Raw genomic sequence first — 12798 nt, 5'->3', positions numbered from 1 at the left:
TTAATCCACCGTAACCAGGGGCTTGGACTCGATCGACGCGACGGTTCCCCGATCCAGCCGATCTACCAACGCCTGCACCGATCCGTTCATCATTCTCAAGAAGGGGCTTGGATAGAGACCAATCCAAAGGATCATCACCGCCAAGGCTGTCGCAATGAGCACTTCGCGGGGCTGCAGATCAGGGATGGAATCCTTGACGGCCTTGCCGAGCGGTCCCAGCATCGACCGCTCGTAGTACCAGAGAAAATAGGCTGCACCAAAGATCACGCCGCTTACTGCTATAGCCCCGTAGAGCCAATAGGCTTTGAAGGTCCCCATGAGAATGAGGAATTCGCCGACGAAGCCATTGGTTCCGGGCAAACCGATACCCGCCAATCCGATGAACAAGAAATAGCTTGCGAGGAGAGGGGTCCGTTTGGCCATGCCGCCGAATGAACCTAGTTGAGTACTCTGCTGCCGTGAATAGAGAAAGCCTGCAATAAAGAACAAACCCGCCGTGCTGAATCCCAAGTTGATCATGGTGAGCAGGCTGCCCTGCAATCCCTGAAAATTCAGGGCAAACAGGCCGATTACCACGAATCCGAGGTGGCTGATGCTGCTGAATGCGAGCAACCGGCGAAAATCTTGCTGGATCAGCGCCATAATGGCCCCATAGAGAATCGCCGCTAAGCCCAGAGCCATGATGATCGTGACAACGGTCTGACTTTTCGATGCGTCCGGAAGCAACGGAATGCTGAACCGGATGAAGCCGAATGTCCCGAGCTTCAGCCCAGCCAGCACTACCGCCATCCCGATCGGGCCTTCGAGGAGGGCATCGGCGAGCCATGTGTGAAACGGGAACACCGGAGCCTTGAACGCGAAGCCAAGAAACAACAGCCAGAAAATGAGGATCTGTTGGCTCAGGGGGATCGGAACGGAGAGCAGTTCTAACAGGTCAAACGAATAGGTCTGTTCCAGATGGCGCAACGTCGCCCACTGATGAAAATTGATGTTCAGCAGAGCAATACCCACCAACATGAACACGCTGCCAAGCAAGGTGTAGAGCACGAACTTCAGCGCTGCATAGTGCCGCTCCGCCCCTCCACCCCACAGTTTGATCAGAAAATAGCTGGGGATAAGCATGAGTTCCCAAAAGACGAAGAAGAGGATCAAATCGATAGAGAGAAAGACCCCCATCGTCGTCGTTTCGAGCGCGAGGAGCGCCATCATGTAGACCTTGATTTGATGGCGCACGGTGTCCCAGGAATAGATCACGATCAGGACCGTAAGAAACGCAGTGAGCCCGACAAAGAGGACACTGATCCCATCGACCGCCAGGTGATAGCTGATTCCGAGGGCGGGAATCCACGGCACGTGTTCGGAAAACTGCATGGCAGCCGAATCTGGAATGAATCGTAAGAGTATGAATACGGAGAGAGCCAACTCCAAGAGTGCGATCGTCAAGGCCGAAGTCTTGACCATGTCCTCGTCGTCAACCAGCCACAGGACAGCGGCCCCTACGAGAGGAAGAAAAAGAATACAGGTAAGAATGGGAAAGGTTGACGACAGTTCTTCTAACATGTCCGTGCTTTATAGCTGCATGATGAGCTGGACAATGGCTGCCAGCAGGAATAGTCCCGCCACAATGATGGCAGCATAGTGATGCACCATCCCGCTCTGTAATTGCCGCCATTGGCGGGCGGCAAGATGGTTGCCGTAGCCAATCACGTTGAGCCCGCTGTAGATCACGTATTTTTCAACCCACGTTGAACCGGCCGCGGCCAGATCAGCCAGACGTGAGACGGCGCGCACAAGACCATCGATCACGGTGTGGTCGAACCAATCAAGCAGAAATCCCAACTTTTTTGTCGGCTCCACCCATAACAGATCATAGAGCTCATCGACATAATACTTGTTCAGCAAGGTCCTGTAGGCAGCCTGAAACTGTGCGGACAGGCGATCCGGCACCGAGACATTTACACTATAAAAATAGTGCGCGAGCCCCCAGCCTAGCAACGCGATCCCTGTGGCAATCATCATGAGGGTGAGCACGAGTCCGGTGCTCGCTTCATGTTCCTCTCCCATGCCGGCGACCGGCGCAAGGAATTGATGGAGCCAGCCATGTTCAGGAGGAAACCCCAAGAACCCACCGAGTATGGACAGCACACCTAAGGCCATCAGCGGACCGACCATCACAGTCGGAGACTCGTGGACATGTTGCTCCGTATGGTGGTCCATACGGGATGGGCCATAAAACGTCAGGTAGATCAGGCGGAACATATAGAAGGAAGTCAGGAGGGCGGCGATGGCCGCCATGCCGTACAGTAGATAGTGGTGATGGGTGAAGGCATGAGCGAGAATTTCATCTTTGCTCCAAAAGCCTGCCAAGGGTGGAATACCAGCTATGGCAATGGTGCCGATCAGAAACAGTCGATAGGTCCAGGGAATTTTCGCGCTGAGGCCGCCCATCTTTCGTATGTCTTGCTCCCCCGAGAGTGCATGGATCACCGAGCCGGCTGAGAGGAACAAGAGGGCCTTGAAGAAGGCATGGGTCATGAGGTGGAAAATGGCAGCTGTATAGGCTCCGATCCCGCACGCAAGCATCATGTACCCAAGTTGACTGACCGTCGAATAGGCGAGGACGCGCTTGATGTCCGTTTGCACGAGTCCTATGCTGGCGGCAAACAAGGCCGTGAGTCCGCCGATGATGCCAACGACCGCCATGGCCGTGGGTGACAAGTCGAAAATGGCATGGTTCCGCACGATCATATACACTCCGGCCGTGACCATCGTCGCCGCATGGATGAGTGCGCTGACCGGTGTCGGCCCCTCCATCGCATCCGGGAGCCAGGTGTAGAGAGGAAGTTGAGCCGACTTGCCAACTGCTCCCACGAGCAGGCAGAGGGCGATCGCGGTGGCCATCTCCGGCGAGAGCTGGCTGATCTGGGCAAAGACCTTCGTATAGTCGAGTGTCTTGAAATTGATGAAGATGAGGAAGATTCCCAGAAGGAAGCCCGCGTCGCCGATACGGTTCACCACAAAGGCTTTCGAGGCAGCCTTCGCGGCCGAGACCTTGTCATAGTAGTAGCCGATCAAGAGGTAGGAGCAGAGTCCTACCCCTTCCCACCCAATGAAGAGCACGACATAGTTGTTCCCCATGACAAGGAGCAGCATGGAGACCATGAAGAGGTTCATGTAGGTGAAGAATCGCGTGAATCCCTCTTCCCCATGCATGTAGCCGACGGAATAGACGTGGATCAGGAACCCGACGCCCGTGACCACGAGCAGCATGATGCATGTGAGAGGATCGACGAGATAGGCCAAATTGATGGTGAGGTCCCCACCGAATATCCATTGATAGGCGATGACTTCATGGGGCGTACCGGTCCGCAGAATGTCGACAAACACGCTGATCGTGCAGAGAAACGATAACCCTACCGACCCCCAGGCAAGCCGATGGGCCACGTCGTGGGAAAACCTCCTGCCTACGAGCCCATTGATGATTACGGCCAGTAGAGGGAACAGCGGAATGAGTTTTATGAGTAAATCGGTCACGTTACCATTTTAAGAGGTTCATCTCGTCTACGTTCGTGGAGATCTTTCCACGGAATACGACGATGATGATGGCCAATCCGATGGCTGCCTCCCCTGCTGCGATGGCGATGATAAAGAGAGCCACCAGTTGACCTGCCATTGATTCCAGGTAATAGGAAAAGGCCACGAGGTTGATGTTCGCCGCGTTCAACATGATCTCGACGGACATCAGCACGATGATGAAGTTCCGTCTGATCAAGACGCCGAGCAGGCCTGTGATAAAGAGCACGGCACCGACGGCAATATATGCGCTGAGAGGAACCATAGTTACGTGTGAGGCGTGAGGCGTGAGGCGTGAGGCGCGCAAACCCTTGTCTGTTCTCTTGTCGCTCGTTCCCTCACGCGTGACCTGTTACGCCTTATTTTCTTTGTTGATCGGTTTGGGGGTTTTTGCCAGCACGATCGCTCCGATGACGGCGCCCAACAGGAATACTCCAACGATTTCGAACTGCAACAGATAGTCGCTGAACATCGTGATCCCGACCGCGTGGGTATCGCCATCCTGAAGGACCACTGCAGTCGTCGCGTTGCCCTTTGCGCCCCCGAAGGGTGACCGGACCAGGAGCGCCAACACGTACAAGGACCCGATGACTGCAGGAACCAGAAAGTACAGATAGGAGGAGTGGAAATAGCGGTCATCGGTCTTCAAGTTCATGAGCATCAGGACGAAGAGGTACAAGACGAGGATCGCACCGGCGTACGCGATGACCTGCATGGCCCAGATAAACTCGGCATTGAGGAGGATGAAGAGTCCGGAGACGTGAACCAAGAGGGCCAGAAGCGCCAGACCGCAATGCACAGGATGCTTGAGCGCGACTGTCAAGACACCTGCAGCAATACTGGCCAGGGCGAAGTAGGTAAAGAAAACGACAACCATCGATCGACTCAGCCTAGATGCTTAGGGGGTGGTTGAGTCGGTTTCAGTACCGATTGCGGGAAGTAATAGCGATATTCCCTGCTTTCCTCAACATTCGCTTCTTGATTATGCGCGTACAAGTATTTTTTTGCATCTTCGAGATGGCGTTCACCGATTTCGTACAGCCTCTTCTTATCGAACAGTAAGGTGCGTTTATCGTGGGTCGAGAACTCATACACCTTTGTCATCGCCAACGCATTGACCGGACAAGCCTCGACACAGTAGCCGCAAAAGACGCATTTCGTAATGTCGATGTAAAACTCGCTGGCAAATCGTTGCAGCGGACGCTCCGCGTCCTCCGAGCTGATGACCTTGATACAGCGAGACGGACAAGCCGCCTCACAGAGGTCACAGCCGACACAGCGTTCCCGGTGATCGTCATAGCGCAAGAGTGCGAGTGCCCCCCGGTGAGTATCGGGAAGGGTGCGTTGCTCTCGTGGATACTGAAAGGTGATGGGCTTGTGAAACATGTGTTTGAACGTGACTTTCATCGCGTCCCAGATCTCATAGAACAACGCGGCTCTGAGGATCTGCTTTGTCAGTGTGGCAACGCTCATGTGTACGTTCTGCTCGCCTTTACACTTTTTCGATCGTCACGCTGGTCTGCTTGAACGAGGGGACTCCGGTCACCGGATCAATCTGGACCGACATCAGGTCTTTCACCGGCGGCTCATTGAAATGCTCCGGAAAGAAGCACGTCAGCGGCCCGATGGATTGATCGGGCTGCACCGCCAATTGCAGAGAACCGCAATCCGATGTGAGCCGTACCGTCATCCCCTCACCCACTGCAAGACGTTCCATATCTTGTGGATTCATCCTGAGTCGTCCGGTATTCGGACCGATCGTGATGAGCCCTGGGGCTTTGGTCGACATCTTACCTGAATGGTACAAGGCTTGTCCCATCAGCAACACAAAAGGTCGCTCATTTTTGGAGTCTATCGGCGTGGAGATTCGGTAGCGCGCCGCCGCATCGGCCGCATAGTCGTCCAAGAAATAGGAATCCCTGGTCGGTGCAACCTTGCGCGGTTGCCCAAGGTTGTAGTACCCGGGAAGCAGTTTCATGATCTCGGCTTGAATATCGTTCGAAGAGGCGTACTCCCACTGACAGCCTAGTGCATTAGCCAGCGCCGTCATGATGTGCCAATCCGGCAAACTTTCCCCGATGGGATCGAGGGCTTCACGAACCCGCAGGACTCGCCCTTCCAGATTTGTGAAAGTCCCGTCTTTTTCCGCAAAGGTACAAGCAGGGAGCACGGCATGGGCCATGCGGGCAGTTTCAGTCAAAAATGGATCCTGGACGACGAGTAACTCCAATCGATCCAATGCTGCACGGACCTCCATCGATGTGGGCAACGTAGCAAGCGGATTTTCTCCGATCACATAGAGGGCCCTGATTTGACCGTTCCTGCAGCGCTTGAGGATCTCTGTGAGATTCGCGCCGGACCCAGCCGCCGGAAGCGTGACACCCCAGGCCTTGGCAAACCGGTCGCGTGCTTCCTGATCGTTGAATGAGCTTTGACCGGGAAGGTATTCCGGCGCAACCCCCATATCCACCGCACCCTGCTCATTGGGCTCTTCCGTAAGCGTATTCACCCCACAGCCGGGCCGGCCCAGCTTGCCCGTGATCCAGGCCAGGTCAATCAGTTTCATGACGTTCTGATAACCGTCGGGGCGCCGAACAATCCCTTCGGCACAGATGATGATGGATCTGGGTGCTACGGCAAAGATCGCCGCAGTTTCTTTCAATGACTCGACCGGCATGCCGGTCTGCGCGGCCACCTGCTCCAGCGATATGTGGGCCACGGCCTCCTTCAAAGCCTTGAATGCCGATGGATACTTCTGAGTACTGTTGTCATCGATTAAATCCAGCTCCAGGGTGGCCTTCACGATCCCATCGATCACGAGGCCTTCTGTTCCGGGCTTGATCAGGATCGGATGGGACGCCAGCTTGGCGATGTTCGTGATGGCAGAATCAAGGACCACCACTTGCGCTTTATAGACACGAATCGCCTCTTTGATGCGAACGGCCGTGAGTGGGTTTGTTTCCGTGATGTTCGAGCCAATGAGTATCACGGCTTTGGCTTTCGTCAGATCTTCCCAGTCGTTTGGATTCCGCCCTATTCCCAAAGCATGCCGAGAGGCCTGCACGAAATTGAGGTGGCCGTAGCGGGCGCTGCTGTCAAGATGGTTGGTCCGAAACCCGGCGCGCATGAGTTTCTGGAAGAGATAGAGTTCTTCATTCGTGCAACGGGCCGTGATTAAGCCGGCAATCGCGTCAGGTCCGTGCTTCCGTTGAATTTCTGAGAACCGATCAACCACCTGGTGCATGGTCTCGAGCCACGGGGATTCAACGAGTTGATTGCCTTTGCGAAGGAGCGGTTGTTTCAGACGTGCCGGACTATCGATGTACTCGAACCCGAAGCGCCCCCGAACACAGAGTCCACCGTGCCCTTTAGCCGTATCGGCCCTGTCGCCCCATTTGTTCTTCCAGGACAGCGGCGAGGTCACGCGGACCACTTCAGCATCCTTGGTCTCAAGGTACATCTGACAACCATCCCCGCAGTAATTACACGTCGTGGTTGTTTTCTTCATCTGCCACGGCTTGTACAAATATTTTGAGAACTTGTTCGTGATGGCGCCGACCGGGCAGACGGCGAGACAGTCCCCGCAAAACTCACAGGACAGTGCGAGATCTCCCTTTGGCACGACTTGATTGAACCCCCCCTTTTTCATGAACTGAAGCGCGTCGATCATCAGCACGTCTTTGCACACGTTGATGCATTCCGCGCAGGCAATGCAACGGTTCATATTAAAGTCGAGCGCGGGGCTGCGAGTATCTTCCGGAATAAATTTCTGTTTCGCGTTCGCCAGGTTCGTCACCCCATGCTGAAAGGCTGTGTCTTGCAGTTCACATTGACCGTCGGCGTCACAGACAGGGCAGTCGAGGGGATGGACCGAGAGATGTTTTTCCACGGCCTTTTTCCTGGCTTGGAAGAGATCATCTCCCTCTGTCCTGATGATCATCCCGGCGGTCGCTTTGGCAGAGCAGGAACGAACAGGCGCCTTCTTGCCTTCCTGCATGACCAAACACATGCCACAAGAGCCGAATGGATCGAAGGTATAGTGGTAGCACATGGCGGGGATAATCTTTCCCGTGCTCGAGATGACGTCATAGAGCGAGACCCCGCTCTTTGCCATCACAGACTTTCCGTCGATCGACAGTTCGATCTCGGCTGCTTCCACCTCAGGATTAGTTGCTGGCTTTAGTCCCATATTGCTCCGAATGTTGAATGTTGAATGTTGAATTTTCAATGTTGAATTGAAAAACCGTCCCACCATTCACAATTGAACATTTAGCATTAAACATTTCTGTTATCTGTCACACTCCCCCATCACTATGTCATAGGTCCCGAAGATCGTGACCGCATCGGAGATCATATAGCCCCTGGACATATGGTCGAAGGCGCCCATGTGAATAAAAGAGGGGGCGCGAATTTTCAAGCGGTAGGGTTTCCCGCCGCCGGTGCTGACGATGTAGAATCCCAATTCCCCCTTGTGCGCTTCGGTCCCGCAATAGATTTCCCCCGGAGGAGCGTCGAAGCCCTGCGAGAACAGCTTGAATTGCTGGATCATGGACTCCAAATTCGTAAAGACTCGTTGCTTCGGCGGCAACGTCACGCTCGGCACATCAGCCATAATAGGTCCATCCTGCATCTGTTCCAGGCATTGCCGGATGATTTTGATGCTCTCGTACAGTTCTTGAACGCGAATCCAATACCGATCATACGTGTCACCGTTCTTACCGAGAGGCACACTGAATTCGCATTTCGCATAGGCCGAATAGGGCTCGGCCTTACGGAGGTCGTAGTCGACACCAGAGCCACGGAGCGTCGGCCCGCTCAGCCCGAAACTCACCGCGTCTTCCGCCGAGATGATGGCCACTCCCTTGGTCCTTCCGAGCCAGATTCGGTTCTTTTCGAGGAACACCACATACTCGTCTATTTTCGGCGGAAAATAGTCCAGAAACTGCTTCAGCTTCCCGAACAGCGAGGGCGTGAAGTCTCGCTCAACGCCGCCGATGCGATACCAACTGGTTGTGAGGCGCGCGCCGCAGAGTTCGTCGAACCAGTCCATCAGAATTTCCCGGTCCCGGAAACAATAGAAAAAGACGCCCATGGCTCCGATGTCGAGGGCCTGGGTACCGAGCCAAAACTGATGCCCGATGATCCGTTGTATCTCCGCCACGATGGTGCGTAGATATTCTGCACGGTCGGGCACGGTGATATTCATAAGCTTCTCGACCGCGCGGCAGTATGCAAAATTGTTGTACATCGCGCAGACATAGTCCAACCGGTCGGTGTGGGGAATAAATTGGTGATAAGTGCCGTCTTCTGCCAGCTTCTCCACACCGCGGTGCAAATATCCCAGTACAGGAGTCGATTTGACGAGGCGTTCTCCTTCCAATTCGAGAATGACTTTCAATACCCCGTGAGTCGCAGGGTGTTGAGGCCCCATGTTGAGCAAGAGTTCCTCTGAACGTAACGTTGGGAGAGTCTCGCTTTCCGGGTGAGCCGGATCGATTTTGTAGACGGTTGTTCGCTGATCTTCTATGGCCATCGTCTGTCCTATCGAGTCGTTTCGTCGAGGAACTCAAACGTGTCGCGCCAGCCCTTGCCACGGAGCGGAAAATCTTTCCGTAGCGGATAGCCTTCTGAGTAATCGTCCGGTAAAAGGATCCGTCGGAGATCCGGATGATGCCGGAAGCGGATTCCCATCATGTCGTACACTTCGCGCTCCATAAAATCCGCGCCCTTCCAGAGATCCGTGAGGGAATCCACGATACAGTCCGATTCTGGTACCCTGGTCTTGAGCCTGATGCGATGGCACTTCTTGATGGAGTAGAACTCATACACGACTTCAAACCGATCGTCGTCGTCGGGCCAATCGACCGAACTCACATGCACAATATAATCGAAGTCCATGGCCGGGTCGTCACGAAGGAATTGTGCAACGTCATGGAGTCGATCCCGCATCACGGTCACGGCAAGCTCGCCACGCCATTCGACGGCCTTTACGAAGCCGGTGGCAAAGCTTTCTTCAAGTCGGCTGGCCAGTTGCTGCAAGGACATTGGTCGAGACCTATATTTTGTGGCTAGGCTTGACCTGATCCGGTTGTCTCACGAACACACGCTTTAGCATGATTCGCTCTTGTAGCTTGAGGATACCGTCAAAGAGCGCCTCAGGCGTGGGAGGGCAACCGGGCACATAGATATCGACTGGCACGAAACGATCGACACCCTGGACGACGCTATAACTGTCGTAGATATTGCCTGACGTGGCGCAAGATCCCATCGCGATGACATATTTCGGCTCAGGCATCTGATCGTACAGTTTTCGAATGACGGGGGCCATCCGTCGGCAAACTGTACCGGCCACGAGCATCAGATCGGACTGGCGTGGCGAGGCCCGGAACACACCGGCACCATAGCGGTCCATATCGTACCGTGACGAGACTGCGGCAATCATTTCGATTGCACAGCAGGCCAGGCCAAACGTCATAGGCCACAGCGATCCCTTGCGAGCCCAATTGACCGCCTTTTCCACCGTTGTAGTGACGATGTCGGGGGCGCTGTCCTTGCTATGACGACCAATTTGGATCAGTCCCATTCCAGAGCCCCCTTGCGCCAAGCATAGACATAGGCCACCAAAAACAATCCGATGAAGACCAGCATTTCAATCAATCCGATCAACTCAATCTTCGTGAAGACCACTGCCCATGGATACAAAAAGATGACCTCAATATCGAAAATAACAAAGAGCATCGCGAAAATGTAATATCGAACCGGGAAAGGCATTCGAGCATCTGAAAATGGCTCTGATCCGCACTCATAGGAAGAGAGCTTTTCCGGCTCTGGATATTTCGGCTGGACCAGATAACTGATAACCAGCGACCAGATGCCAAAAAACAGCGCAACCACAACAAAGAACAAGATCGGAAAGTAGTGGGTCAGATACTCGGAGAGTAACTCAAAGCCGCTCATTGCTCTGACCTTTCAACACCTTGAGATACAAGGAAAGCTTGATATTATCTTCTGGGTTAAGGGATAGCAAGCGTTCAAAGGACCTGCTGGATCGACCCAATAGTCCTAGGCACTGCTGCTTGACAAGTCATCATCCAGCGATGAGAAATCAACAGCTTATGGAAACTTTTCTGAAGTTCGTACGGGTGGAGCCGAAGCCGAAGGGATTCCATCTCCCCACGACCTGCTTAGGCCTGTCGGAGCAGATCTACTTATGCGGAATTCTCCGCATCGTGACTGTGGTAGGTTCCATACGATCTGATGACATACGCAAACTGGAGGGCGGCATACCAGAAATTTGATCCCACTCAAGCTCCAGAGCCGAGAAGGCCTTGGCTTTCTTGCGTCGGTGAATCTGGGTCTTGATACGGGGAGGATCTCGACGTTGAGCATCATGGACGGGCACCTGGTCAAATTCCATAAATGGAACCCCTTTGTCAGCAGCCAAAATCTGAATCAGGTTAGCATCGAGTAAATCCGCGGGTCAAGCAGTGAAAGACCCTAATATCCTTGACAATACAAGACTATTTGCTATGGTTTTCACAGCAATACTTGCCTCACATGAAGGACAACCATTATGGCTAACTATTCAATGAAACATGTCGTCTCCCTGATGGTCTGGAGCTTAGCCACACCGCTCATTCCTCTGGCCTGGGGAGCAGACAATCTCGATTCGATCAGATTCGGAGAAAAGGCTTTGGCCTATTCATCCGGCTCCATCCAGCAGTCGACTCCACAGGATGGGTTCGTGAATGTGATAACCGGCGACAATCAGACAACCGGAGATCACATGATATTGGGAAGCCGGGATGTCCTCTACCTCCGGCTGAACCATCCCAGCGATGCCGCCCTAGGAGATCTTTTCACTATCTACAGACGAACGCACAAGGTATTCCATCCGGCCACCGGCCAATACCTCGGTCATCTAGTTAATCGGCTCGCAGTGGTTGAGGTCAGCCAAATTGATCAGGAGCTGACCACTGTTCAGGTCATTCGGGCCTACGCAGCTGTATCGCCTGGTGATCCGGTGATGAGATTCGTACTTCCGGCCGACGAGGAAGCAGCAGTGGACCAGCCCTCTGCCGGTAATATGGAAGGGCGAGTTGTGGACTTTCAATCCAACATGGGGACAATGAACCTTGTGGCACAAAGGAACGTCGTGTACCTGGACCGGGGACGGGAAGATGGGATCAGACCGGGGGATCGAATGAAGGTAATCCGGACCGGAGGGAGTCTTCCCCAGCGAGTCGTGGGTGAATTAAAAATCCTGTCCACGGAAGACCGAACCGCCACAGCCTTGATTACAAAATCAACCTCCCGCATTCTCAAGGGTGATCGCTTCAGTAGGGTCGCGGTTCCTGCTGCTGAGGTCATCCCGGTCTCTCAAACGCCCCGGCAGTCACTAACTGTGTCTCCAACTGAGGCTCCTTCCCCAAGCAAGTTTCGCGTACAGAATGCTGCTGGCGAAACTCGCATCAGTCTCAGTGACTTCATGAAGCAGATTCGGTTTGAATCCGGCGAAGCCACAATCAAGTCCGAGGGCTATACGGTACTCGATCAACTCATTGCGTACCTCAAGACCGCTGCCGGTGATCAGTGGATTCGAGTCGAGGGTCATGCGGATAACATGGAAATCGGCCCTTCGCTCCAGTCGCTCTACCACACGAATTGGGACTTGTCGAAAGCTCGGGCTAGAGCTGTCCTTCGCTACTTGAACGAGAAAGGCGGGATCGATTCGGTGAAACTGTCATCGGTTGGCTATGGCGATACAAAGCCGCTTGCCAGCAATGCGACAGAAGTCGGTCGACAGCAGAACCGTCGTGTGGATATCGTACTCTCTCCGCCCGAATCACCCGCAGAAAAGTCTGGACCGGCGGCAAAGTCAGCTGAGACCGGCAACAATGGATCCATCTTGTCCCGTCTCAGCCCAACGGAAGGCAGCACCCCCATCTCTCCAACGAACACGATAACCCCAGCGGCTTCAGCAGATCCATCCATCGTAGCGCCCTCATCTGTCCCTGGAAATCCTGCCTCAACGTCCATTTCGCCCTCAGTTGGCCAGAGCAGTTCAGACCGGAAATCCAATGATTCTGTAGCCCCTCTCCAGTAGATTCATCAAGGACCATCACGGAGGGTTGACATCTGGTCGTCAACCCTCCAGGCCCCCGCTAGAATTCCTCCATCCCTTCTCCTTCGTTGTCCCCCCTTTTCCCGTACTGCTACAATGCC

At 54.1% G+C, this 12798-nt stretch carries 11 protein-coding genes; 1 reads left to right on the top strand and 10 read right to left on the bottom strand.

Annotated features, from left to right (window positions below):
* The 10 genes from HZB34_14075 to ndhC form a co-directional block, all read right to left on the bottom strand.
* The gene (locus tag HZB34_14075; protein ID MBI5317088.1) at positions 1 to 1560 is read right to left on the bottom strand and encodes an NADH-quinone oxidoreductase subunit M; all 1560 of its coding nucleotides are present in this window, start codon (positions 1558 to 1560) and stop codon (positions 1 to 3) included.
* Positions 1561 to 1569: 9 nt separating this feature from the next.
* Complete coding sequence (gene nuoL, locus HZB34_14070; GenBank protein MBI5317087.1) at positions 1570 to 3534, bottom strand: NADH-quinone oxidoreductase subunit L; 1965 nt, start codon at positions 3532 to 3534, stop codon at positions 1570 to 1572.
* Between the two features lies 1 nt (position 3535).
* Positions 3536 to 3838 (bottom strand): NADH-quinone oxidoreductase subunit NuoK, encoded by a 303-nt coding sequence (nuoK, locus tag HZB34_14065; protein ID MBI5317086.1) that lies wholly within the window; start codon positions 3836 to 3838, stop codon positions 3536 to 3538.
* 87 nt (positions 3839 to 3925) lie between these two features.
* Positions 3926 to 4450 (bottom strand): NADH-quinone oxidoreductase subunit J, encoded by a 525-nt coding sequence (locus HZB34_14060; GenBank protein MBI5317085.1) that lies wholly within the window; start codon positions 4448 to 4450, stop codon positions 3926 to 3928.
* 8 nt (positions 4451 to 4458) lie between these two features.
* Entirely contained in the window at positions 4459 to 5046 is a 588-nt protein-coding gene (gene nuoI, locus HZB34_14055) for an NADH-quinone oxidoreductase subunit NuoI (protein ID MBI5317084.1), read from the bottom strand.
* A 19-nt stretch (positions 5047 to 5065) separates the two neighbouring features.
* The gene (locus HZB34_14050; protein MBI5317083.1) at positions 5066 to 7762 is read right to left on the bottom strand and encodes a molybdopterin-dependent oxidoreductase; all 2697 of its coding nucleotides are present in this window, start codon (positions 7760 to 7762) and stop codon (positions 5066 to 5068) included.
* Between the two features lie 99 nt (positions 7763 to 7861).
* On the bottom strand, positions 7862 to 9106 hold the full coding sequence (nuoD, locus tag HZB34_14045) for an NADH dehydrogenase (quinone) subunit D (protein ID MBI5317082.1): 1245 nt from the start codon (positions 9104 to 9106) through the stop codon (positions 7862 to 7864).
* A gap of 8 nt (positions 9107 to 9114) precedes the next feature.
* Positions 9115 to 9612, bottom strand: a complete 498-nt coding sequence (locus HZB34_14040; protein ID MBI5317081.1) for an NADH-quinone oxidoreductase subunit C — start codon at positions 9610 to 9612, stop codon at positions 9115 to 9117.
* A gap of 16 nt (positions 9613 to 9628) precedes the next feature.
* On the bottom strand, positions 9629 to 10156 hold the full coding sequence (locus HZB34_14035; GenBank protein MBI5317080.1) for an NADH-quinone oxidoreductase subunit B: 528 nt from the start codon (positions 10154 to 10156) through the stop codon (positions 9629 to 9631).
* Positions 10147 to 10530, bottom strand: coding sequence for an NADH-quinone oxidoreductase subunit A (ndhC, locus tag HZB34_14030; protein MBI5317079.1), 384 nt, complete (start codon positions 10528 to 10530; stop codon positions 10147 to 10149). Before ndhC ends, HZB34_14035 begins: the two co-directional genes overlap by 10 nt.
* 616 nt (positions 10531 to 11146) lie before the next feature.
* On the opposite strand from ndhC, the gene HZB34_14025 reads away from it, so the two are divergent.
* A complete protein-coding gene (locus tag HZB34_14025; GenBank protein ID MBI5317078.1) occupies positions 11147 to 12679 on the top strand; it encodes an OmpA family protein in 1533 nt (510 codons plus the stop codon).
* Positions 12680 to 12798: the final 119 nt, after the last annotated feature.

This window comes from Nitrospirota bacterium (assembly GCA_016219645.1).
GTDB lineage: Bacteria > Nitrospirota > Nitrospiria > Nitrospirales > Nitrospiraceae > Palsa-1315.
Note: the sequence above shows the minus strand (reverse complement) of the source record. Positions and strands in the feature narration are given on the sequence as shown.